The organism is Bacteroides sp. L008 (assembly GCF_040812255.1).
GTDB classification, from domain to species: domain Bacteria; phylum Bacteroidota; class Bacteroidia; order Bacteroidales; family Bacteroidaceae; genus Bacteroides; species Bacteroides vicugnae.
The window spans coordinates 4,189,326-4,215,062 of record NZ_JBFNXO010000001.1 but is presented as its reverse complement, the minus strand read 5'-3'; the positions used below and the strand labels follow the sequence as shown (position 1 = coordinate 4,215,062).

13 protein-coding genes and 1 pseudogene are annotated in these 25,737 nt (G+C 41.7%); 5 read left to right on the top strand and 9 right to left on the bottom strand.

From position 1 onward, the window contains the following. Position 1: 1 nt before the first annotated feature. From AB3G73_RS16580 to AB3G73_RS16560, 5 genes and pseudogenes are all read left to right on the top strand, one after another. Positions 2-1,132 (top strand): family 43 glycosylhydrolase, encoded by a 1,131-nt coding sequence (locus AB3G73_RS16580; protein ID WP_148367782.1) that lies wholly within the window; start codon positions 2-4, stop codon positions 1,130-1,132. Then, the gene (locus AB3G73_RS16575; protein WP_167511915.1) at positions 1,129-2,796 is read left to right on the top strand and encodes an arylsulfatase; all 1,668 of its coding nucleotides are present in this window, start codon (positions 1,129-1,131) and stop codon (positions 2,794-2,796) included. The genes AB3G73_RS16580 and AB3G73_RS16575 overlap by 4 nt, the downstream gene beginning before the upstream one ends. Positions 2,797-2,801: 5 nt before the next feature. Beyond that, positions 2,802-5,006, top strand: coding sequence for a glycoside hydrolase family 2 protein (locus AB3G73_RS16570; RefSeq protein ID WP_234131804.1), 2,205 nt, complete (start codon positions 2,802-2,804; stop codon positions 5,004-5,006). A gap of 63 nt (positions 5,007-5,069) precedes the next feature. Continuing rightward, positions 5,070-5,261: pseudogene (locus AB3G73_RS16565) on the top strand (KilA-N domain-containing protein); the annotation flags it as partial. Positions 5,262-5,784: 523 nt separating this feature from the next. Continuing rightward, a complete protein-coding gene (locus tag AB3G73_RS16560) occupies positions 5,785-6,246 on the top strand; it encodes a hypothetical protein (protein WP_148367780.1) in 462 nt (153 codons plus the stop codon). A 772-nt stretch (positions 6,247-7,018) separates the two neighbouring features. On the opposite strand, the gene AB3G73_RS16555 is transcribed toward AB3G73_RS16560, so the two are convergent. The 9 genes from AB3G73_RS16555 to AB3G73_RS16515 all read right to left on the bottom strand — a co-directional run bounded on the left by AB3G73_RS16555 (position 7,019) and on the right by AB3G73_RS16515 (position 25,732). Then, complete coding sequence (locus tag AB3G73_RS16555; RefSeq protein ID WP_195648731.1) at positions 7,019-9,625, bottom strand: DUF4962 domain-containing protein; 2,607 nt, start codon at positions 9,623-9,625, stop codon at positions 7,019-7,021. 118 nt (positions 9,626-9,743) lie between these two features. Continuing rightward, the gene (locus tag AB3G73_RS16550) at positions 9,744-11,351 is read right to left on the bottom strand and encodes a sulfatase (RefSeq protein WP_148367777.1); all 1,608 of its coding nucleotides are present in this window, start codon (positions 11,349-11,351) and stop codon (positions 9,744-9,746) included. A 12-nt stretch (positions 11,352-11,363) separates the two neighbouring features. Next, positions 11,364-13,361, bottom strand: a complete 1,998-nt coding sequence (gene hepC / locus AB3G73_RS16545) for a heparin-sulfate lyase HepC (protein ID WP_148367776.1) — start codon at positions 13,359-13,361, stop codon at positions 11,364-11,366. Between the two features lie 20 nt (positions 13,362-13,381). Further along, positions 13,382-14,671 carry a DUF4995 domain-containing protein gene (locus AB3G73_RS16540; RefSeq protein WP_148367775.1) on the bottom strand — a complete coding sequence of 430 codons (1,290 nt, stop codon included), beginning with the start codon at positions 14,669-14,671 and terminating at the stop codon, positions 13,382-13,384. Between the two features lie 172 nt (positions 14,672-14,843). Further along, positions 14,844-16,610, bottom strand: coding sequence for a RagB/SusD family nutrient uptake outer membrane protein (locus tag AB3G73_RS16535; RefSeq protein WP_367745245.1), 1,767 nt, complete (start codon positions 16,608-16,610; stop codon positions 14,844-14,846). Between the two features lie 23 nt (positions 16,611-16,633). Continuing rightward, on the bottom strand, positions 16,634-19,840 hold the full coding sequence (locus AB3G73_RS16530; protein ID WP_148367773.1) for a TonB-dependent receptor: 3,207 nt from the start codon (positions 19,838-19,840) through the stop codon (positions 16,634-16,636). Positions 19,841-20,087: 247 nt separating this feature from the next. Beyond that, on the bottom strand, positions 20,088-20,531 hold the full coding sequence (locus tag AB3G73_RS16525) for a cupin domain-containing protein (RefSeq protein WP_234131805.1): 444 nt from the start codon (positions 20,529-20,531) through the stop codon (positions 20,088-20,090). A 29-nt stretch (positions 20,532-20,560) separates the two neighbouring features. Continuing rightward, positions 20,561-21,682: an aldose epimerase family protein gene (locus AB3G73_RS16520; protein WP_148367771.1), complete on the bottom strand. Its 1,122-nt coding sequence runs from the start codon at positions 21,680-21,682 to the stop codon at positions 20,561-20,563. Positions 21,683-21,694: 12 nt separating this feature from the next. Next, positions 21,695-25,732, bottom strand: coding sequence for a two-component regulator propeller domain-containing protein (locus AB3G73_RS16515; protein WP_258978811.1), 4,038 nt, complete (start codon positions 25,730-25,732; stop codon positions 21,695-21,697). Positions 25,733-25,737 lie beyond the last annotated feature (5 nt).

Here is a 25,737-nt window from a genome sequence, read left to right as displayed (position 1 = left end):
TATGAAATTGATTGGACGATTAGGATTGATCTTGCTTACAGGATTTATTTCCATCTGTACAGCATCAGCGCAGTTATATGGAACGGCAAATACAAACGCTCCGGAACTACGTGTTCCGAAATCTGTAAAGCCGGCATTTGATTATTGGATGAGGGACACTTGGGCTACGCTGGGACCTGACGGTTATTATTATATCACAGGAACTACCTCTACCCCCGATCGTCATTTTCCGGGACAGAAACATTGCTGGGACTGGAATGACGGTTTGTACCTGTGGCGTTCCAAAGATATGAAGTCGTGGGAAGCTATGGGACAAATTTGGTCGATGGAAAAAGACGGCACCTGGCAAAAGAAGCCGAAAGTATATAAAGCAGGAGAGAAATATCAGAAAAAATCCATCAACGGTGATCCGATGGACAACCGCTTTCATGCAGTGTGGGCTCCGGAAATGCATTATATCAAAAGCGCGAAGAACTGGTTTATCGTTGCCTGCATGAATGAGTCGGCAGGCGGGAGAGGTTCTTTTATTTTGCGCAGTAAGACCGGAAAACCGGAAGGACCGTACGAGAATATCGAAGGCAACAAAGAGAAAGCCATCTTCCCGAACATCGACGGAAGTTTGTTTGAAGATACGGACGGCACAGTTTATTTTGTCGGGCACAACCATTATATCGCCCGTATGAAACCGGATATGAGCGGATTGGCCGAGGAACTGAAAACGTTGAAAGAGAAGAAATACGATCCGGAACCGTATATTGAGGGAGCATTTATTTTCAAATACGATAACAAGTATCATCTGGTACAAGCAATATGGTCGCACCGTACGGCAGAGGGAGATACCTATATCGAAAAGAAGGGAGTGACTTCGCCGAAAACACGTTATAGTTATGACTGTATCATATCGACAGCCGATAATGTGTATGGGCCGTATAGTGAGCGCTACAATGCCATCACGGGAGGAGGACACAACAATCTTTTTCAGGATAAGGCTGGAAACTGGTGGGCTACCATGTTCTTCAATCCACGCGGGGCACAGGCGGCAGAGTATAAAGTGACGTGCCGTCCCGGATTGATTCCGATGATCTATGAGAATGGTAAATTCAAACCCAACTTTAATTATAAAACCAAATGAAAACTTCTTTATTGATAGCAGGCAGTCTGGCTCTGGTTCCGATGGCTTATGCGCAGGACAAGCCGAATATTATAATTATACTGGCTGATGACTTGGGATTTTCTGATCTCGGTTGCTTCGGTGGTGAGATTCATACACCGGTATTGGATAAACTGGCGGAGAATGGCGTCCGTATGACACAAATGTACAATAGTGCACGCAGTTGCCCGTCCCGTGCCAACCTGTTGACGGGACTTTATCCCCATCAAACAGGACTGGGACACATGGACGGCAGTCACCCTGCATGGCCGAAGGGATATTCGGGATTCCGTTCCAATTCGGATAATGTCACGATTGCGGAAGTCTTGAAAGATGCCGGATATTTTACGGCTATGTCGGGAAAGTGGCATTTGGGGAACAAGTCGAATCCTGTTCTTCGTGGTTTTCAAGAGTATTACGGGTTGCTGGGCGGATTCAATTCTTTCTGGAATCCGGCGGTATATACCCGTTTGCCGAAAGACCGTACCCCCAGACACTATGAAGAAGGGGCTTTCTATGCAACGAATGTGATAACGGATTATGCGATTGACTTCATCGACCAGGCACATCAGGAAAAGAAACCGCTGTTCCTGTATCTGGCTTATAATGCTCCCCATTTTCCTTTGCACGCACCGAAAGAAGTGACTGATAAATATATGTCTCTCTATATGCAGGGATGGGACAAGATTCGTGACGCACGTTGGAAACGGATTGTTGACCTGAAACTGATGCAAGGCAAACCGGAACTTAGTCCGCGCGGCGTGGTTCCCGAAAGTCTGTTTGAAGATGAAACGCATCCGTTGCCGGCATGGGACTCATTGACGAAAGATCAGCAGACCGACTTGGCACGCCGTATGTCTATCTTTGCAGCGATGGTGGATGTCATGGACGCGAATATCGGACGGGTAGTGGATGAGTTGAAAAAGAACGGTGAGCTGGACAATACATTTATCATGTTTATGTCTGATAACGGAGCTTGTGCCGAATGGCATGAATTTGGTTTCGACAAACAGACCGGAGTCGAATATCATACGCATACGGGAGCCGAACTCGACCAGATGGGCTTGCCCGGAACTTATCATCATTACGGCACAGGCTGGGCGAATGTTTGTTGCACGCCGTTCACGCTGTATAAACATTATGCTCACGAAGGAGGTATCTCAACCCCATGTATCATTTCCTGGGGCAATCATGTGAAGAATAAAGGCGGACTGGATCATCAGCCTGCACAATTCTCCGATATCATGTCTACTTGTGTGGAACTGGCAGGAGCCACTTATCCGAAAGAATATCAGGGAAGAGCGATTCTGCCCACGGCAGGTAAATCCATCCTCCCGATTGTGAAAGGAAAGAAGATGCCCGAAAGGTATATCTATGCGGAACATGAAGGCAACCGCATGGTGCGTAAAGGTGACTGGAAGCTGGTTTCGGCCAATTTTAAGGGAGATGAATGGGAATTGTACAATATCAAGGAAGACCGTACCGAGCAGCACAACCTGATCGGCAAATATCCTGAAATGGCAAAAGAACTGGAAACGGCCTATTTCGAATGGGCAGACAAGAGCGATGTCCTGTATTTCCAGAAAATGTGGAATACCTACAATAAGAATCGACGGAAAGATTTTAAAGAATATAAAACCCGCTAACGCTTATGGATAAGAGAATCTTGTTTACTCTGGCTTTAGGAGCCATGTCGCAGGTGTTTGCCCATGCATGGGAGCCTAAAGGAGACAAAATCAAAACAGTATGGGCTGAACAGGTGACGCCGGAAAATGTGTGGCAAAGTTATCCCAGACCGCAATTGCAACGGGCAGAATGGATCAATCTGAACGGATTGTGGAAATATGCCGTAACGGATCAGAACACGCCCCGGAAGGATGTTTCCTTTGAGGGGGAAATCCTTGTTCCGTTTGCGATTGAATCGTCACTGTCCGGAGTGCAGAAAACATTTCTTCCTACGGATAAACTATGGTATCAACGTGAGTTCACACTAAATCCTTCCTGGAAGAATAAATCTACTATCCTGCATTTCGGAGCAGTGGATTATGAATGTCAGGTGTGGGTGAATAACCGGTTGGCCGGCACGCATAAAGGAGGGAATAATCCGTTCTCGTTTGATATTACTAGGTTTTTGAAGAAAAGCGGGCCTCAAAGCATTGAGGTAGCTGTAACCGATCCGACAGATACGGAATCTATTTCCCGTGGCAAACAGCAACTCAATCAGGAAGGGATTTGGTATACTCCCGTATCGGGTATTTGGCAGACAGTCTGGCTGGAAGCGGTAGATAAAACTTATATCCGTCAGGTGCTTCCTTCCACTGATATTGAGAAGAAGTCTGTAAAACTGAATTTCGACATAGCCGGAGCTAAAGGCAATGAAGAGGTAAAAATAGAAGTATTGGATGATGGTAAAGTAATCAGGACGGTGGAACAGAAGTTGCGTGATGCGATTGAGATAGATGTTCCGGATGCTGCTTTATGGTCTCCCGAATCTCCGAAACTGTATCATCTGAATATTTCCTTATCCAATGGAGGGCGTGTTTTAGATCAGGTAAAGAGTTACTTTGCTTTGAGAAAGGTAGATGTACGGAAGGATGAGTGCGGATATAACCGCATTTGCCTGAATAATCAACCCATCTTCCAATACGGTCCGCTCGATCAAGGCTGGTGGCCCGACGGATTGCTGACTCCTCCTTCCGAGGAAGCGATGCTGTGGGACATGGTGCAGTTGAAGAAGATGGGATTTAATATGATCCGTAAACACATCAAGGTAGAACCGGAACAATATTATTATTACGCCGATTCTCTCGGTCTGATGATGTGGCAGGATATGGTATCCGGTTTTGCTACATCAAGGAAGAAAGAGGAACACGTTAATCCGTCGGCTACTGCCGATTGGAATGCTCCCGAAGAACATACCCGCCAATGGCAAAAAGAAATGTTCGAGATGATTGACCGTCTCCGTTTTTATCCTTGTATCACTACCTGGGTTGTATTCAATGAAGGATGGGGACAGCACAATACGGTGGAAATCGTGAATAAAGTGATTAAGTACGACGATACACGTCTGATAAACGGGGTGACCGGGTGGACGGATAGAGGCGTAGGTGATATGTACGACGTACATAATTATCCTGTCACTTCCATGATTCTGCCGGAGAATAACGGTAACCGTATTTCCGTATTGGGAGAGTTCGGCGGTTATGGCTGGGCGATCAAGGAGCATATCTGGAATCCGAATATGAGAAACTGGGGGTATAAGAATATCGACGGGGCAATGGCATTGATTGATAGCTACGGTCGCCTGTTATATGATTTGGAAACGCTGATTGCCCAGGGATTGAGTGCGGCAGTCTATACACAAACCACCGATGTGGAAGGGGAAGTGAACGGCTTGATTACTTATGACCGGAAAGTGACTAAAATACCGGAAGGCTTATTGCACCTGATGCACAACCGTTTGTATGAAATCACCCCCGTGAATGCGGTTACTTTGATTGCGGACAGTCAGAATGGAAGCAAGAATACCCGCCTTGTCGGTGTGAACGGTCAGGAACTGAAAATGACTTCTTTGCCTTTCGAATGTTCCCCTCGTTCCACAATAGTATCTGAAGCAACTTTTAATGTAGATAAGGGCTTCAATCACCTGTCTTTGTGGCTCAATGTTGCCGGAGAAGCAAAAGTGTGGTTGAATGGAGTGGAAGTCTTTGCGCAGGAAGCAAAGCAGACCAGGCAATATAATCAATACAATATCAGTGACTACAGCCGTTACTTGCGGAAAGGGAGCAATCTGTTGAAAATCGAAGTGAAAGATAGCAAGAAGATGAGATTCGATTATGGGTTGAGAGCTTATTAACGGAATTGTTTTTCTTTTGTCTGTTTCTATTATAAGGTACTTACCTTTGTATTCTTCTTCCCGAATTGGCTTAGGAATCGAAACACTGTAGAATTTCTTGGTATCTGGGAGAAGCTGAACAATCCCACTTTTAATTGTGTAGAATCCGACATAATTAAAAGTGGGATTGAACAGTTATTGCCTTAGCGCAAAAGAATGGATACAAAATACAAATGCCATTGGTATCATATCAAAACTGCTAGATATGGTGGAACATGCCCACAAAGGCATTGATTTTATAAACATTCAGTGCAAAACTTCTTGTATTTATTGCCTTATTTCCAATATATTCCAAATAAATCATTTATCTTTGTCACACGCTTTCCGCCCATCAGCGTGATGGAACTGGTGGAAAGTGGTTTTATTTCTTATTGGAGTAAAAGCGTATTATCTCTCGTCTATGAAAATTAGCAGTTTTAAAGGAGAGAGGTGATTCAGCAGATACTCCACGCGAACGGTGTATATCAACATATCCGTCAGAGATGTGTTATATATAAACGATTGGCGTGGGTGTCTGTTGTTATCATTATCTTCCGAAGGGTATTGCTAAGCCTCATAGACGGATAATGGTGCAACAGCATCTGCGCCTTTCTTGTATCCGGTCGGTTTATTCATAATACCCCAATATAACCTGACCAATCCCCGCCACCGGACTGCAGGAAGCGTAGATGCCCGTTGTGCTAATATAATAAAAAGAGTATCCCTCTTTCATTGTATCACACATAAAAAAACGAACACTATGTCAGAATGGATTAGCATAGAAGAAGCGGCCAAGAAATACGGTATCGAAAAAGAGTATATCCAACTTTGGGTGGATATGCAGGTAATCATGTCATATTTCAAGGATTACAGAACCGTCGTAAACGATCAGAGTCTCCGTGGATTCCTAAAGATTAGGGAGAAAGGAATTAGCCCGGAATACGTGAAAGTCTTGGAGCAGCTTTGCATCAGTAAATCTGAAGTGTGTTCGGCATATGCTTTTCTCTTAGGGGCACGCGACAAGGAACTCGAAATGTACAGGGAAGCCAAATCACAGCGGGATGCATTACGGGGCATGTGGATAGAGCTAAACGAACGGACACGGGATTTAGAAATAGAACTTGAATTAGGACGGGGTAGTTGTTATAAATGCCCGTTAAAAAAGCTGTGTATAAGAATCAAAAGAATAAAACAGAATTGGTCCACAAAGATGCAGAAATGAGCAATCATCTTATTTTGTTTAGGCTAATACTTAGCGATTTGTACTCTTTTTATTGTCAATCTGTCAGGATGACATTCAAGTGCTTGAATATCAATTTTATACTGCCTGACAATAGGTGCTGATAATAGGCTGACAGTAAAACATCTGCACTTTTATTGTCAGCCTTGATTTCTTGTCAAGTGCCTTGTTTTAAGATTAATCAAGTGGGACTTTATAGGAAGAGTAGCCGGTATAGTTATGTTGGGATACCGGTATAGTTACATTAAAGTATCGGTATCTTTAATTCGTCACGGTCGTGACGAGATCTTCCCACGGCTGTGGTAGGATCTCGTCATGGCTGTGGGAAGAAGCTACCACGGCCGTGGGAAGTTAGTGATATCGGCACGTTAATGGACAAATGGTTATGGGATAATGGAAGTATAACAGCTGTATAACGTTTGTTTAATGGGGACTTGTCACAAAAGGTAAGTAGGCTGGATGGATTGAGGATAATACGGGAGGACAAATCATTAAATAATAGACTGGCAATAGGAACTGCTAAATTTATATATGTGAATACAATCGGAAATACTGCTTATCTTCAACCAAGAAAAGGGAAGAGAGGGTAGGCTGACTATGAGAAATACCCTGAAATGTTATGAGAATAAGCTGAAATTTAAGCTAAAATAGAGAATATCTTATGAGAAATACCGTATTGAAAAGTATTTCTCATAAGATATTTGTTTGATTATCTGATGTTTATGTGAATTAATGAGAATATGAGAAATGCTTTCTATATCTCTAAATCCGGTAAGGTATCAACTAGTTTCTTTTCCACACGCTTACCACCGACTTGATCTACAATAGTCGTAGCACCATTATTCAAATCATAATCAAAGTTCAGTGAAACACCTTTCTTTTTATTTTCTATACGGAGAAATGCTTTCTCTCCACCATCTAAATTACATTCAATAACCCATTCTTTTACAGTTATGCGATTTCCTTCACGATCCACCACAGCATCAGCACGGTTATTCCCATGTACATCAATCACATTCAAAAAACAGACCTGATTGCTGGGAGACGTGGTTGCTGTGAAATGGTAATGATTAGGGAGTGTCTTGCCAAGTCGTTTTTTCCAATCAACAGCAGCCACAAAGAAGGTATCTGTCTGTGCGTAAGTCATCTTTTGTGAAGAAAACAAATGGGCTACAGATACTCCGTCTACCTTATTCTTTCCCAAAATACGCAGTCCACCCCCTTCTTCAACCACTTCCATCGGAAGTTCTACCGTATGCAGTAAATAATTCCACTTTACAGGTTCCTTACCTGTCAGTTCATCATAAATGACAAATAGTCCCGAACGTCCTAATTGGACAATGTGCCTGCGGAAGAAATCCAGTTTATTCTCATCCCAACCCATTTCTGGAGTAAAACGAGTGCCGGACAAACGTCCGCGTTCCAGCCATAACGGAGAAATGACTTTGCCATAGGCATTGGAAGCATCACCTACAACGTAAGAGATTTCTTCACCTTCGTAATAGCGGGGAATCCAACCATAACCTTCTGTTCCTATCTTTTGTCCCATACCGTTTACCAATATGGAATTATGGGCACGAGTGTTCCGATAGGCATACATGCAGTGGTCATCTGTAAACCCGGTACGATGTCCGCTGCTATAGAAGATGGCTTTACCGCCAAAGAAGGTGTTGAAAGCATTCTGATTCGCTAAGGCATGAGAAGTAGAACCGTAAGGACTGCTTCGGAAAGAAAGCATCGCATTGTTAGTATGGTGTCCGATGTCGGTATGCATCAAAGCAGTACCCGTTTGACTGAAGATTTTGCATGCCGGTAAATCCGACAAGCGCATGCTATAAGCAGGTCTTTCCTTTTTAGTAATACAACGATACCACGTCAGGTCCGCCGGTTTGGTTTCGAAAGCTTTCGAGAAGATATCGGGGTCTTCTTGCATGATTTCGTGTACATAGGCTGCCGCCCACGGGTTGTTACATTCACGCGCTATGGCATCAGCATATCCTACGCGGCCTCCGTTCGGAGTATGCTGTCCCTCATGCGAATTGCCATGACCTCCGGATTTGGAGAAAGGAGGTTGCTGGTAGATGACATATAATGCATTATTGTTATACCACGGATCAGCAAAGAAATTGAAGCCTGAAATACGTGAGAAGAAGGCCGGAATTTCTATTAAGGTGCGTATATTTACATGGAAATAAGCGTCTCCGTTATGCCAGGCACCATCTTTGTTCAGACCGGGAAGGCGGGAAATCCATTCATTATAGCAATAATCTGTCCACACTGATGCTTCCGGTATCTCACCAACCGTAGCGAATGCCGCCATCGTCAGAATACGGAAAGTCATCTGCCATACATGGTTGTCGGCGATACGGTTCTCCAGATGATTGACATATTCATTATAGAACTTATCGCCAATATTGCGAATGTTGTCCAATAGCAGTTGTTTCTCTTCAGGAGACAGCAAGCCATAGAATCCATCATATGTAGATGTACTCATAGATAATAAAGTGGATAGATTAAAGTCGCCTGCAAAGTATTTGCTTTCTTGCCAGGAAAGAATTTCGCTCAATCGGTCGATACCTTCCCGATAATATTTTTTATCTTTCGTCAATAGGTAGGCACGTACCAATGCTTCTACGTTAGCTTCTTCCCTATCCACAATCTTACGGCTTTCCCGTATAAGGGCAGACTTACGCTGTACAAGGTTGGTCAATGTAACCACATTCGTTGTATCTATCTCCTCCCAAAGATGTTTCAACGGATGCGAGATGCATCGGACAGCCTTGTCTATATATGCCCGAGCTTCCGGATTATTTTTATTTTTTGCTATGATCTCCTCCCAATCATCGGCATCTAACAATACACGGGGATGATGGGAAGGGTAACCCGCCAATACTTTCTCTAAAGCAGGTGGATTAAACTCCGGTGTATCTTTATTTATATAGAACTGATAAACCGGCGACCACTCTTCATTACCTTCGGGAGTAACATAAGCATGTTGCCAATACCATTTTCCCGGAGCCAGACACTGGAAAGGATTGAAGAAAGCCCAGGCACGTTCTCCCGTCAGAACATCCTTTTGGAAATTTTTGTCTTGGGAAATACGAATCCGGTAAAGTACTTTCGGCTTTTCGTCCACTTGCCCCGGTACACCATCTAAAACGGAACCTAAATGCGGAAATTTGTCCGGCCACATAAAACGCGGCGGATTCACCGCAACATGTGCGTCATTCAACGGTGAAGGAGTTGCACGGACTTCGTGCATCATCGTTTTTTCAGCGACTTTTATAACGGCTGTTTGTCCGGAACTGTTACATGACATCAACAGACAAAAGGCAGGTAAACCTAATAATATCTTTTTCATTTTTGAATCTTATTTTTATTTGTTGAAAGTAACCAACTCTTTCAAACTGACTGTCTTATTATTGATTAAAAGGGGCTCAAAACCCTATAAATGTACTATATTTCATGCTTGCAAGGCATCAGTTCTTTATGAACCGTCTGTCACCTTTGAACAGTTCATTCTCTTTTTCGTCAGGATCTTCATCCTTATATTGTTTTTGAACCTCTTTCAGTAACGACATTAGTTCTGTTTGCTTATCAGCATACTCTAATTTGCCGAATATATTATTTAATTCATTCGGGTCGTTCTTCAAATCATACATTTCCCACTCATCCACATCATTGTAGAAGTGAATCAGCTTAAAATCAGCCGTGCGAATACCGTAATGCCGCTTTACCGAGTGTTCTGCCGGATATTCGTAATAATGGTAATAAGCCGCCTTTCTCCAATCGGCAGGAGTCTTGCTTCCATTGGTCAGAATAGGTTTCAATGATTTACCTTGAATATCATCTGGTATATCCACTCCCGCAAAGTCCAGCAAGGTAGGAGCAAAATCCACATTCATTGCAATTGCATCCGAAATACTACCCGCTTTTATTGCTTTCGGATATCGGATTATCAACGGCATGCGTTGACATTCTTCATACATAAAGCGTTTATCAAACCATCCATGCTCACCCAGGAAAAAACCTTGGTCTGAAGTGTAGATAATGATTGTATTATCCAATTCGCCCTTTTTTTCCAGATAGCTGAGTATGCGTCCGATGTTTTCATCCACAGCCACTACCGTTGCTAGATAATCGCGCATATATTGTTGGTATTTCCAACTTATAAGTTCCTTGCCCTGCAGTTTGCCGCTGCGATATTCGGAAATGCGTTGTGCATAGACGGAATCCCACTTGTCTTGTACATCGGCAGGCATACGTTTATAAACCTGATACAAACGGTTGGTCGTATCTCTCAGCATTTCTTCGCGAGTCAGCAATTTCAAGTCCCAATCGTTCGTAAGTGTATGCTCAATCGACATATCCTGTTCTTTGGCTGCAGAACCTCTGCCTTCATAGGTATCAAAGAATGTGGCCGGTTGGGGAAAAGTCGTATTGTTGAACATACCCAAATGACGGGGAGCAGGCATCCAGTTGCGGTGTGGCGCTTTCTGATGATACATCATACAAAAAGGCTTGCTCTTATCTCTATTCTCCAGATACTCGATAGCTTTGTCTGTTATAATATCAGTAGTGTATCCTTGTTCTACAATCTGCTTTCCATTCTCGTTGAAAGCAGGATTATAATAATCCCCTTGTTCATGCTGTCCTGTCAGGATACACCAATAATCAAATCCCTGAGGCTCTGTAATCAAATGCCACTTACCAACGATTGAAGTCTGATAGCCTGCTGACTGCAATAATTTAGGGAAAGTCTGCTGACTGCCGTCAAAAGTGCTGGCATTGTCCGTGAATCCGTTGACATGACTGAATTTGCCCGTTAAGATACAAGCCCTTGACGGACCGGACAGGGCATTGACCGCATAACAATTGTCCATGCGGATACCTTCGTTGGCAATTCTATCCATGTTGGGAGTCTGGAGAAGACGCCCTCCGTAGCACGACATAGCTTGTGTAGTATGGTCGTCCGTCATCATAAAAATGATATTGGGCCGTTTCACCTCTTCCTTGAGTTTACCTGAACTACAAGCAGATACTCCAATAGCTGTGAGGGGCAAAAATAAAAATGATAGTCGATTCATAACCACTGCCGCTTATAAATGATACTCTAATTGGCGTTTCTTACCATTGACAGATACTTCTATCTTCACACCGTTTTCATCGAATTCTTTATTCAGGTATTTCGCCTTGATATAGGGGAAAGAAGCTGTATCCTTCACCGGATAAATAACTGTGATGTAACGTACCGGGGCCGGACTTTCCTTGACTATATCGAATGATACGGAAGTGCGGGCTACGCGTTGACGATAAGCAATCGAACTCCAGCCTTCCTTTTCTCTGGTAGAGATTTTTTTCTCGGCAAAGCATTGCAGCTTCACATTGTTCGGTCCGTCAAAAGCGGTGGTCAGTATATTATTCTTTTCATCCACATTGACATTTCCTTCGCAGAAATGATAGTTCAGGTTCACTGTTCCTTTGGCATCTCCAACTGCCTCATCAACAATGACAAAATACGTCTGGTCAACAAAAAATACGGAACGCCTGTGTTTCAGCCCGTCATAATGCGGATTTTCCGTTACCAGGATCTGTTCATTACCTTCTGGTTTCCAAAGTTTAGTGACAGACTGCGTGGTTTGTAGATTCTTTTCATCCAATGTCAGTGTATTATGAACGCAAGTCTGGCGGAACCAGTTGCGAAGCTTCATCACTTCATCATCTCCGGCATACACATACGAGCCGCTGTCGGGAAACAGATTCTTGCCATTAAACCAAAGTTCAAAAGTTCCGTTATCGGGCTGACAGTGCCATTCGCCCTTCGGACCTGCTTTCACCACCATTACTGTAGCATCTTGTTTCCACCCGTTTCTGAAAGTGAAAAAGCCAGAAGTCAAAGCGCCATGAGACAGATTAGGCAACGGAGTGCCTTCACGTCCTTCGGTTGCATAATAGCGTATCCATTCACAATCCGGGAAAATATTGAGCCACTCCTTATAATTTTTAATTTCTGCCGGACGATTACCCAGTTTGGCATCGCTGAAACAAGGATTGCTATAATCAGGGAAGCAAATATTTGAGTAGAATTCGATCATGCTCTTTACCGTATTCACATATTCAGCAGGAAATTCCTGACGGAAACCGTTAACATCCGCCATGCGCAAAGCTTTACAAAAGATATTGATTGCTGCCAAATGATAATGAGGGTCCAACTCGTACTGACCTCCATCCGGATAAACTTGCTTTTTGATTTCACGGTTCAGAATGCTGATGCCACTTTCCCTCCAAGAGGCAGCCTCTTTAAACTCTGGAAAGAAGGCTCCTGCATACACCATGCGCTGAGCTTCAAAAAGCAAGTGATTACCCTGAGCGGAATAATTATTCAGAATGTGCAGTGCATGGCGATGATAATTCACTAGAAATTCAGTCAAAAATTCTGGAGTGAACGACGGTGAATCGACAAACAACAAGAACTGCAAGGTCTGGTCTTGCAAACGGTTGCTGACTTCCAATGGACGCCAGGCAAAACGTACATTCTCCGCATTGTCTTTTACTTCACCGGCACTGACCAGTTCATATTCTTCCGGTTCCACCTGTGTCAAAGGATTCTTCTTAATCCAATCCATATACTGGTATGCCCATTCTTTGGCATATTTCTCATCACCTGAAAGGCGATAGGCTTTTCCCATAGGAGTAAACCATTTATGGCGATGCAGTTGCCAACGTAGTTCATTGTCTTGCACCGGCCAATATTGCCAGTTGATGTCTTTGCCATAATTATAAGAAGGTTGATATCCTTTATGTACAAAGAATGTATGTTCCAAAGCGTCATCCGCCCACTTTTGCTCTTCTTTTGAAATTTGAATGTTCTTCAAATCAATATCAGGATGGAAGATTCCCGTGCGATGCCGGTAATAATTCAACAGTGCTTTGGCAGCTTCGTCATAATTTTGTGCAGCATAGGCGGCTTTAACCTCCTGCATACCCTGATAGTCCAGATTTAAGAGGCTGAAAGCTTCTTCTTTGAGTTGCTGCGCTTGAATGTAAAAGGACACTGTTAATAAAACAATGCTCAAAATGTATTTCAAATTTTTCATAAAAGTAATATTCTATTCAATTAAAGCGATTCGTAGTCTAATCTTTTTACCTGCATGTATCGCAGCAATGCTTCCAGATAGTAGTAGTCGGCATAATTCAGTGGGGTGTCGATCTCCGAACCATTAGGTAGTGAGCCTACTGAATGCATCAGCAGGAATCCTTGGTTGGTACCGGCTTTTGCCAAATACGCATCTGAAGAAAGTGAATGAAGTAATTTTTCAGCATAATTCAGATATATTTGTCCATTTTCCGTCAAGGTACTAAGTTCTATTAGTGCCGAGGCTGTAATAGAAGCTGCTGATACATCACGGGGTGTTTCAGGAGTATCGGGGGCATCGTAATCCCATAAAGGAATGAGGTCTTCAGTCTTCACACGGTCCATTATCATTGCTGCAATGTTTTTAGCTTGTTGCAGGAAGAGCGTATTTTTCGATTCGCGATAGCAGGATGTGTATCCATATACACCCCAAGCTTGTCCGCGTGCCCAAGCTGAATCGTCATTCTTTCCTTGGTGAGTACATTTCTCTTCTACACTCCGATCGTCATTATAGCTCACCACATGATAAGAGGAATAGTCTTCCCGAAACTGATGTTGTTGTGTTACGCGAGCATGTTGTAGAGCAATCTCTTTGTATTGCGGATTACCAGTAAGTCGATATACATAAAACAAAAGGTCCAAATTCATCATGTTGTCTATGATAACGGGGAAATTCCACCGTCCGAAGTCCCACGAACGAATACATCCTATCTTGGAATCAAAACGTCCGCACAGATTATCAGCGGTTTGTATCAATGCCTGACGTACACTGTCTGCAGGAGCCAAACGATAGGCATTGCCGTAGCTGCAATTCATCATGAATCCGATATCATGCGTACCTTTATATTTCCTTACTGGATAGAGAAAATTTGTAAAATGTATGGCAGCGTCCTTCAGATTTTCTTTGCCTGTTATTTGGTAGATTAGCCACAGGTTGCCAGGAAAGAATCCGCTTGTCCAGTCATAGATAGAAGTGCAATAACGACGAGTACCCAATACTTCTGTCACGGGTTTTACCCGTAAGGAGTCCTTAAAGGTCATAGGATTCTGTTGCAGTTGGCTGCATAGGAAATCTATATCATAACCAGTCCAGATGGAACGAGGCAATAAAACAGAATCACCTATATCAGCTACAGTTTCTTCCAATTGCCTGACAGATGTATCTATTGCACTCTTTAGCCAACCATAGTCTTCTTCGGGCTGAGGAGACGCACAACTAGAACATTCCAATAACGTAACAACTACATATCCCAACAATAAAATATTCTTCATAAAAATATGTCTTATAAATAACTGTTTCTATATGCAAAATTGCCTACAAATCAAAAACTCATTACACGATTCTATGGAAAGAAGTTTCACAGGTAATAAAAAGATTATTACGTCTGTTTTATGACAGAATAATATTCTTTTTATTACCTGTGAAATACTCTACGGAGGGTTTTTATTCAAATCCCGGATTGTTCTGTCCATTCAAAGCTGCATTCGACTGTATCTCAGCTAACGGAATGGGATACAATTCATGTTTGCCATCCACAAAGTTATGTCCTGCCACATAATTGCTTGATGCCCATGAAACAGGATCCCAACTTTGTAGTGTACTTGCATTAATGTATTCATTAGCATCTGGATACCAGGATTCTATGTAAGCTTGTGCAGCTCTCAAAGCATCACCCAGACATCCCCACCGAAGAAAGTCATACTTGCGTTGTCCCTCGTAACAAAGTTCAAAACCACGTTCCCAATACAAAGCTGTACGAAATTTCCCAGCATCGTCACTATCATCAATAAAATCCAAATTATACACCTTAGGAGCTTTCATCAGACTTGCATAGTTGGCACTCGTAATAGGAGTAGCCTCTGCACGCTGGCGTACATCGTTCAGTAGCTTCCAGGCTTCTGTTGTATTGTTAGTCTCATTATAAGCCTCTGCAGCCATTAATACAACATCTGCATAACGCAAAGGACAATAGTTCACACCAGTATGGTTGGGATCCACAAAACCCAAAGCCATCCATTCTCTGCGCCATTTACCCGGATAACGATATAAACTCTTGGCTATAGAACTGGCCGTATATGACTTATCCTGAGTTTCGGTAGTAGCATTCCATACATACGCATAATCCACGAAATTTACATCCCGACGTACATCCTTTTGACTACCATCCGCATTCGATTCATAGAATGATTTCCAGTAGGGTAATACCGTAAAGAAAGCATTGGCGCGTCCCATGTATGAACTCGTGCCAGAATAACTACCCGGAGCATCTACTATCGGGCCATTGTAAGTAGCCCACATTCCAGAATTGTCTGTTTGTCCTTGATTGGGTTCAAAAGCAATCTCCCACAAACTTTCCTGATTATTCAGAATCAATTGAGAATAGTTTTTGAAGAGTTGCTCGTAACCGCCACCATAGAAATTATGATAACCTTCTACCTTGAATGTCTCCCATTCCCTAATCACAGCTTCAAAATAGCTCTTGCGGGTAGTATCATCCGGACGGGTCAACTTTCCGGTAGTGTTGCTTAGGCTATAGCCGGCCCGTTGCAAATACACCCTCATCAATAATGCACGAGCCGCCCCCTTACATGGAATTTCAGAAGAAGCAACTGCACTTCCTACATACAAATGTTCCTTTGCAAAGTTTAAATCGTCAATTATCTGATCGTATATCAATTCACGATCCATGCGAGGTTTGGAAGTCTGTTCATAGCCGCTTGTATAATCTACGCTAAATGGCACATCCCCAAAGAATCTTACCAAATCGAAGGCCAAGAATGCCCGAAGAAATTTGGCCTGTCCAACTAATTCCTGTAAAGCTGTATTCCCTTCATATCCTTCCATCTGCTCAATACTAGCAATTGCTAGATTGGCACGGTCAAGACCTTGATAGGCAAACTCCCAAACGGAAGCAATCCATGTATTCGAAGAAGTATACATATAGTGAGACAAATCACGGCGAGTTCCATCTCCACCAACCCCTCTTACCATAAACATATCATCCGAACCGAAGAAAGGCATAATGTATTGGCCGTAATATTCACCGGTCTCCAAACAGTCATAGATTCCTACAACTGCCATTCGGGCCTTGTCTTCTGTCACGAAATAAGTATCTTTCTCATAATATGAAGTAGGCTTTTCCGTTAAATCACAGGAACCAAATCCTATCACCATCAGTGCGCCAAGCGCATATATCATTTTATTTTTCATTGTATTCCCTTTTTTTATCCTAATTAAAATGCTACATTAACACCAAATACGAAAGACCGACTTCTGGGATAAGCACCGAAATCAACGCCCGGAGTCAGAGCATCGCTCATTGTAGAAACCTCTGGATCAAAACCTGTATAAGGTGTCCATGTCAGCAAGTTGTTTCCAGTGGCGTATATACGTAATTTGCTTAAACCAAGCTTATTAATCATTCTTTTAGGGAATGAATATCCGATGGTTATATTACTAAGTTTCAGATAGGAAGCATCTTCCACAGCCCACGAATGAATGTATGTATTGTTCGAACCGTTGTCACCAAATACAGCAACGCTTTTTCCCCTATTTACAGCCGCCAGTTCTTCCGGATTCTTAATCAATTCTCCATTGCTGTTTACGGTTACCCAACGGTTAGCTTCATTGGCTATTGCCAACACGTTCTTATTGGTCAAAGCTGTTTTTGTATTAGTCAGTTTCGTGGCATTAAGTACTTCTGCTCCGTAGCTATAGGTCAAAAAAATGCTCAAATCAAAATCTTTCCAAGTAAAGGTATTGTTAATACCACCATAGAAATCAGGAAATGCATTACCGATAACAGTCTTGTCATTTTCCGTAATCAAATTATCCTCACTACCATCCACATTCTTAAATTTCCAATAACCCGGTTGAATTTGTTTTTTGTCTCCATGATAAGGAACCCCATCCTTCAAGGTATAAGTATTAGTCGTTGCATCATAATCGAAATCGCTTACCTGATACAGACCATCTGTAACATAGCCATAGAACTGTCCTAAGGGTTGTCCAACTGCAATTTGATGGGACGCACCGGCACCAGAATAACCAAAGCTTGCCAAATACAACTGTACGTCTTCACCTGTCAGCTTGTTGACTTTGTTCTTATTATGAGATAATGTAACAGTCGTATTCCATGAGAAATTCTTGTTGGTGAAGTTCACTGTATTAATAGTCAAGTCGATACCGATATTTTGAGTTTCGCCTGCATTAATAATCATATTCTGATAACCAGATGAGTAAGGCAATTTGGCCGCCAACAACAAATTACTACTTCGGTTGATGTAGAATTCCGGAGAGAAAGTGACACGTTGATTCAAGAAACCAAAATCCATACCTAAATTGAACGTCTTGTTAGCCTCCCATTTCAAATCGGGGTTAGGAACTTGATTGGAAGCATAACCAGCCTGTGCGCCGTTGCCATTAGCAGCTGTAACAGAACTCATGATTGCCAGACTCTGATAACTGTCGATTCGGTTATTACCTGCCAAGCCATAACCGACACGGAGTTTCAAATCAGAGAAGACATTCAAATTCTTGATGAATTTTTCTTCACTCAAACGCCATGCAGCAGAAAATGCCGGGAAATATCCCCATTTATTGTTCTTTCCGAATTTTGAAGAACCATCGGCACGTACTGAAGCTGTAAACAGGTACTTGTCCAACAAGCTGTAGTTTACGCGAGCAAAGAAAGAAAGCAGCTTATCATCATAATTCTCAGAAGAAGTAGGAGTACTTGGTGTTCCTAATGAAAGGTCGCCCAGTCCGATTTCGTCATTCGGAAATTGAGTAGCACCTGCTGAGAACGAACGTGCCCATTTGCTTATAAACTCGTGGCCAACCATTGCAGTGATATCATGTATCTTGTTATTCCAAGCATAAGTCAAAACATTGGAAGTCTGAAAACTATTATTTTCGAGATTCGTAATAGTACCTTTGATACTGGAACGCTTAGCTGTTTGCGATTCTGCACCATAGAACACATCATTACGACGAGTTTGATAGAGCATACCTACTGTACTGCGAAACGACAATCCTTTTAGCAATTTAATCGTAGCACCTCCATTGGCTTGGAAAGTACGCCACTCTCTATCATTAATTTCTTCGGCAGCAGAAATTAGAGGATTCTGCATTACATTACCACTGTCATCAGCTAAAATGGGGTCTTCACCTGCCAGAAGTTCTGCATCAGTTCCTTGAATACCGATTGTGGGGCGGTATTGTAGGATATGTTGCATCTTATTGAAACGGTCGCTATCTCCTGAAGTTCCCATGCCTTCTACACGTCTCTGGTCATAACTGATGCGAGAATTTACCGTGAGCCATTTGTTAACTTCATGATTCATGTTAAAAGAGATATTGTGTTTCTTAGTACCACTATACACCATAGCTCCTTCTTCATTATAGAACGAATAAGCCAAACTATAATTCATCTTTTCAGTCTTTCCGGAGACTGCAACACGATAGTTCTGTGTTAAAGCTGTACGTCCCAGTGCTTCATCTTGCCAGTTAATTCCGGGACGATTGGCATAGTTGGCTTCGATATCACTATATTTACCATATCTTTTCTCCCATGATGTCATACCGTCAGCACCAGCATCACCTGTACTCATTCTCCACAAGGTGCGTTCGTAATCCAGTCGTACAAACTCGTAAGGAGAAAGTACATCGAGCTTTTTGGCCAAAGTCTTGAAGCCTACATAACTATCAAAAGTGACTGTTGCTTTGCCGTGGGATTTACTACCATTCTTGGTGGAAATCACTACAACACCATTGGCACCACGTGCACCGTAAATAGCTGTGGCGGAAGCATCCTTCAGTACGTCAATCGTTTCTATTTCAGCAGGATCTAGGCTAGCCATACCATCTTCGCTGGGAAATCCATCGATAACATAAAGTGGTTCATTACTCTGGGTAATTGAAATTCCTCCACGTACGCGTATGGAAACAGTAGAACCTGGAGCCCCCTCACTTTGTTGTACCATCACACCAGCCATACGTCCGCTCAAAGCTTGTGTTACATCACTAACTGGAATTTTAGAAAGTTCTTGTCCGCCTACTGAAGCTACCGAACCGGTTAAATCCTTACGTTTTACAGTAGCATAACCAATAGCAACAACTTCGTCCAGCATCACAGCATCAGCCTTTAAAGTTACGTTAATTACACTTTGATTATTGACCTTCACTTCCTGTGAAGTCATCCCCACATAAGAAAAAATCAGCACATCTTTAGATGCATCTTTTACTTTTAAAGTATAGTTACCATTTATATCGGTAACTGTTCCAACCCCGACAGCACCTTTAATAGTAACACTACTTCCAATCAGTTCATATCCTTCGCTATCAACCACCTTACCGGTTATTGTCAGACTTTGTGCGTATGCAGCCATACTAACAAAAGCGAGGACAAACATTAAAAATAATTCTTTTAATTTGTACATACATAAATAAATCTAAGGTTTAACTTTAGAATTTTTCGATAACAAACATACGACAAGTGCTAAAAAAAGGGTAAAAGTATTGTTTTTAATCTCCCCATTTTTCCACTTTTTTCATATCAATATTGTTCACCATGTAATAGTTTTGTGCAAAAACAGCCTTATAGATACCTAAAACACAGGGTGTTGTTTTAATCAAATAGTAAATTTATGTATCTGATTACACGCCCTTTAGGTTGTTTTTTAGTACTTATTTCAGAAAATCCGCCCGCATCGGAGCAAAACAATCAATCAAAACTCCAGGTTCCAGACAAATGCAGCCATGTAAGATGTCTGGTTCAATATAAATACCGTCTCCTGCTTCCACAATTTTCTTTTCATCACCTACCGTAAATTCGAATTTACCAGTTGCTACATAAGTCGTTTGCGTGTGATAGTGGGTATGGGGAGTTCCTATGGCCCCTTTCTCAAACTTAACTTTAACCAGCATCAGTTGCCCGTCGTAACCCATGATTTGCCTGGTCACGCCTTCACCAGCGGGTTCCCATGCTTTGTCCTTTTCATAAATAAAAGTGCCGCTTCTTGTTTTCTTTACAGAATTGTCGGGAATTTCGTTATTGGCACATAAACTCGTTATCACCAAAAGAGGCACTCCAATTATAAACATGCATTTCTTCCATACTTTCATTTTCATAATTAATAAGTTTTAGTTGATTAAATATATTATTCTGATATAGTTTCAAATTTATAAATAGTCATTTGGCGGTATATTTCTCCCGGAAACAAGCTTGTAGTTGGAAATTGAGGATTGTTAGGAGCATCTGGAAAATGCTGCATCTCAAGGCAAAAGCCATAATACCGGCCATACTTCTTGTCGTCATGTCCGGCAAGATAATCCATGTTCGAATTCGGAATATAAAACTGCATACCTGGTTCAGTGGTGTATGCTTTCAGAACTCTGCCGGATATGGGTTCTACCACAATAGCCGCCAATTCCAAAGAATCTGAATACCTATTCAGTTTATAGTTGACATCATATCCTTTCCCCATTTTCCGTATTCGTTTTTCTGCCCGTTGTGGAGTAGTGTAATCATATACAGTTCCTGCTACGGCTAGTATCTCTCCGGTAGGAATGCCTGTAGAATCGACCGGAGTTATGGAATCTGCATTAATCCTATAAATATGGTCCAACACCGGTTCTTTACAGCCTGTCAGGTTGAAATAGCTATGGTTCGTAAGATTGATTACCGTAGGCTGATCTGTAGTAGCTGTATATTCCAAGATAATCTCATTCTGATTAGTAAGTTTATAAGCTACTGAAAGATTCAGATTTCCGGGAAATCCCCCTTCCAGGTGCGCACTTCTATATTTAAAAATTACGATGGCCGTATCTTTTACTGTATAGAATGTGTCCGTTTCAAAAATCCGGTTATTGAATCCTTTTGCCCCTCCATGGATGGAATGGCCTTTATTGTTTTTTTCCAGATGATATGTCTGCCCGTTCAATTTGAATTCGGCATTTTTGATTCTGTTGGCAAACCTTCCCACCGTAGCACCTAATTTAGGATGTTTTCCTAAATAATATTTCAAACTATCAAACCCCAGAACTACATGTTCAAAGTTTCCTTGCCTGTCGGGAACGGAAATATCAGTCAGAGAAGCGGCGTAATTCGTCACCTTAACAGACATTCCGTTTCCATTTACCAAGGTGAAAAGCTCTATAAGTTTGTCTCCACTCCGAATACTATCACTCTTAGATACTGACAACTGATATGAAGCCGATTGACTGCACGAAACCGATAGAACTAAAACTGCTGTCAAAACTAAAATAAGGTGTACTTTCATAAGTAATAAATATCATTTCTTTACATACTCTGTCGGCAAGCATCCGATATATTTTTTGAAGCGTGCTGCAAAATAAGAAGGTGTATTATACCCTACCATAAAGCTGATTTCGGAAACAGTATATTTTCCTTCTTTCAATAATTGGCATGCATGGTTGAACCGTATCTTGTGAATAAAATCAATGGCAGATTTTCCTGTTATCGCTTTTAATTTGAGATGAAGATTTGAACGGCTCATATTCATTTCACGTGCAAACTGTTCCGTAGAGAATTCTACATTATCCATGTTCTTCTCAATGACAGCAATGGCCTTTCGCAACAGTTCCTCGTCCATTGTATTATTCGCAAGTTTTTCCGGTTCAATTTCCATCATCTTGGAATACCGCTCGAAAATGCGGTAACGTGTGCGTAGCATATTCAGTATCTTAACCTTCAACACTTCCATAGAGAATGGTTTGGCGATATAATCGTCAGCTCCTACCTGCAAGCCTTCCAACTGGTACTTGACATCCACTTTGGCTGATAACATATAAACCGGAATATGGCAGGTACGTAAATTCTGTTTCACTAACTTGCATAATTTCACACCGTCCATTACAGGCATCATGACATCTGTAATAATCAAATCGACTTCCTGGTCTTTCAATATATACAATGCCTTTTGTCCGTTCTCCGCTTCCAAGAGATTGAAGAAAGCAGACAGACTGTTTACTATGTATTGTCTCAGCTCCCTATTATCTTCTACCACTAGGATGGTGCCGCGTTTACCGCCTTCATCATCTGTATTTTCTTCCTTTTCCAACTTCTCATCATCACTAATATAGATGTCATTTGCATTGGTGGAATATACACGTTGATCTCCTGCGTCCCCACTTCTGCCAGACAGTTCCTCTCGGGTATATACAGATTTATCCTGCGGCAGATAAATTGTAAAAATGGACCCTTTGCCTACTTCACTCTGAAGAACAATCCGCCCATGATGCAGTTCAACTAAGCGCTGAATTAAAGAAAGTCCGATACCGCTTCCTTCACAACCATTCTCCACCTGATAGAAACGTTCAAAAATCTTCTCCTGTTTCTCGAGCGGAATGCCAATACCAGTATCGGCTACTTGTAATACAAGGTTGTTATCTTCCTTATAGAGTTTCACGGTTATGCTTCCGCCGACTTTGGTGTATTTAAAGGCATTCGAAAGCAAGTTATTTGCAATCAGATCCAAATAGTTTTCGTCGAAAAGCACATTTTCAACTTGTAGTTCTGTATAGAAATTATAGTCTATATCTTTTCTTTTAGACAGACTTTCATAATTCATAAAGCAGTTTAGTACCCGCTTAGAAGCATTGGAATACACAGCTCTGAGTTCAAAGATTCCTAATTCTGCACGTCTGAAATCCATCAATTGATTGACCAAGTGCAGTAGACGGTTGGCGTTCCGCTGGACATAGGACAATAGCTCATGTTCCCAATGCCCGCTGATATGGTTGAGTAATTCCTGTAATGGCGCAACAATCAAGGTCAACGGGGTTCGTAATTCATGTGAGATATTTACATAAAAACGGATTTTCATTTGGTTGATTTCTTCCCGTTTTTCCTTATCGAGTCTTTCCATGCGTATTTCAGCTTGCATATTTTTGCGCAGCCAAAAGAACCGTACACTACCGAATACCAGCAAGGCAAACGACAGAATAAATAAAGTAAGTGCCCACCAAGTACAATACCAAACCGGCAGTATGCGGATGTGAAGCATAGTGGGATCCTCATTCCATTTTCCATCATTGTTCGCCGCTTTTATGCAGAAAGTATAGTCTCCTGCCGGTAAATTGGAGTAAGAAACGAGACTGATATCATTTTGCTTATACCATACATCATTATACCCTTCTAATTTATAAGCAAAAGTATTATGCTTACCTGCTATATAATTGGAGACGACAAACGAAATGGAAAATGAATTCTGGGATGACGACAAAGTTATATGGTCAACGTACGCAATGTTCTTTTTCAAAATACCGGTTTCATCATCCGGCAGTACCTCCTTATTATAGACAAATAATTTATTGATTACGGGTTTAGGGGTATAAGGATTATCGATCAATGTTTCAGGACGGAATAAAGTAATGCCGTTGACTCCTCCAAACAGCATATAACCATCGTCTTTTCTGCAGTAAGCTCCTGCATTAAACTGATTACCTTGTAATCCGTCCATAATCGTAAAATTACGGAATTTTCCACTTTCCAGATTCAAGCAACTCAATCCCTGATTCGTACTTATCCATAAACGACCGTAGGCATCTTCCAGGATACCGTAAATAACATTGCTCGGCAAACCGTTTGCTGTTGTATATTGCAAAAATTGCTTGTCACCCTCTTTCAAAGCAAATAAACCGTTGCGGGTTCCAATCCATATATATTGGGAAGAAGATTCGTAGAAACAATTCACAAATGCCTGCTTCAGTATAGAAACTATTTGAAAATCTGTATTAATGAGTAAGGAGGTACCTATCTGATTAAAAACCGAGACTCCCATTTTTCCTCCGGCCCATATACGTTTCTTGGAATCCCGAAACAACAAACGGTTATCTTGCTGCAATTTATGCCCGTTCCTATCTTTATCAACAATCGTGAAGCTGTGTTTAACCATATCAAAGTGGAATAAACACTCCAATGATGCCACCCAAAGTCCCTCGTGCCCATCAGAGATTATAGAATAAATATTATTACTCGGCAAATTGCTGTTCTGGCTATTATAATATTCCACATGACCGGATTTCCGGTGCAAGGCCATCATTCCTCCGGCATGTGCTCCTACATAGACCTTATCTTGCGCCTCATCCACATATACTGTTTTAATATCTTTAAAAGGTGCACTCACATTACCCAAATTAAATAAATAATTCTTATATTGTTGCGAAATATTATCATAGAAATTCAACCCGCCATTACTCGTACCGATCCACAAGTTATGCATATTATCCTCAACAATACAACTGACTACATTATCACTAAGTGAATTTAAGAACGGAACATGCTTGATACGCTGAAAGCGGTTACACAAAGGATGATAGTAATTCAATCCTCCCCAGTATGTACCCAACCACATACCGCCTTGCGAATCTCTGAAAATGCTTCGGACTGAATTCTGTGACAAACTTCCTTCCTGAATCTCCGAACTTTTTATAGACGAAAAGTTATCTGTACCTTCCTTGTAGATATTCAATCCTCCATAAGTTCCCACCCATAAACGATTCTCCGTGTCCAATGCCAAAGAACGCACATAGTTTGAGTTTAATCCGGATTTACCATCTGCATGACGGTAATTTTTCCATTCTTTTGATTTCACGTCATATAAATAAAGCCCATCTCCCTCTGTTGCCAACCATATTTTATTAAACATCTGGCACAATATAGCATGTATTTTCACACCGGCAGGTATATTCACCAGCTTCTCCAGAACACCGCTTGATAGAGTATAAATATACGCGCCATCTTCGGCACCTATATAAATGCAATCGTCCTGGCGTACCAAGGCAGTAGGTTGCAATCTATGCAAGGAAGAAGACAATGTATCATTCAGGAAACATTCCTTCTTTACATCAAAAAGCAAGATACCTTCGGCAGTTCCCAATATCAACCAGTCTTTTTTAATTGATACAATATTGGTTACAGCTACATTCAAGCCATTCTTTTTATAATAATAATTGGAGAAAGCATTCTTTTGATGGTTGTAGAGAGATAATCCCTCACGAGTACCAACCCATATCCGGTCTGAATCATCTACTGCAATGCAGTGGGAGATGTCACTGGCAATGCTACTGGAATTTGTATATTGATGACGATATACAGTAAAATTATAACCATCATATTTATTTACACCATCATACGTAGCAAACCATAAATTTCCTTCTTTATCCTGATTAATAGCAAAAACTGTACTGTGTGACAAGCCCTCTTTCAGACCAATATGGGAGAAATAAATATCTTCGGTTACACCGGCATTCAGCACACAGGGAAACAATCCTCCTAAAAGTACTAACAAAAATTGCAGTGTTTTCATAGTTC

Bases quoted from the DNA above. Each gene is read 5' to 3' on its own strand.
- AB3G73_RS16580 (WP_148367782.1), top strand. From the start codon at position 2: ATGAAATTGATTGGACGATTAGGATTGATCTTGCTTACAGGATTTATT.
- AB3G73_RS16575 (WP_167511915.1), top strand. From the start codon at position 1,129: ATGAAAACTTCTTTATTGATAGCAGGCAGTCTGGCTCTGGTTCCGATG.
- AB3G73_RS16570 (WP_234131804.1), top strand. From the start codon at position 2,802: ATGGATAAGAGAATCTTGTTTACTCTGGCTTTAGGAGCCATGTCGCAG.
- AB3G73_RS16560 (WP_148367780.1), top strand. From the start codon at position 5,785: ATGTCAGAATGGATTAGCATAGAAGAAGCGGCCAAGAAATACGGTATC.
- AB3G73_RS16555 (WP_195648731.1), bottom strand. From the start codon at position 9,625: ATGAAAAAGATATTATTAGGTTTACCTGCCTTTTGTCTGTTGATGTCA.
- AB3G73_RS16550 (WP_148367777.1), bottom strand. From the start codon at position 11,351: ATGAATCGACTATCATTTTTATTTTTGCCCCTCACAGCTATTGGAGTA.
- hepC (WP_148367776.1), bottom strand. From the start codon at position 13,361: ATGAAAAATTTGAAATACATTTTGAGCATTGTTTTATTAACAGTGTCC.
- AB3G73_RS16540 (WP_148367775.1), bottom strand. From the start codon at position 14,671: ATGAAGAATATTTTATTGTTGGGATATGTAGTTGTTACGTTATTGGAA.
- AB3G73_RS16535 (WP_367745245.1), bottom strand. From the start codon at position 16,610: ATGAAAAATAAAATGATATATGCGCTTGGCGCACTGATGGTGATAGGA.
- AB3G73_RS16530 (WP_148367773.1), bottom strand. From the start codon at position 19,840: ATGTACAAATTAAAAGAATTATTTTTAATGTTTGTCCTCGCTTTTGTT.
- AB3G73_RS16525 (WP_234131805.1), bottom strand. From the start codon at position 20,531: ATGAAAATGAAAGTATGGAAGAAATGCATGTTTATAATTGGAGTGCCT.
- AB3G73_RS16520 (WP_148367771.1), bottom strand. From the start codon at position 21,682: ATGAAAGTACACCTTATTTTAGTTTTGACAGCAGTTTTAGTTCTATCG.
- AB3G73_RS16515 (WP_258978811.1), bottom strand. From the start codon at position 25,732: ATGAAAACACTGCAATTTTTGTTAGTACTTTTAGGAGGATTGTTTCCC.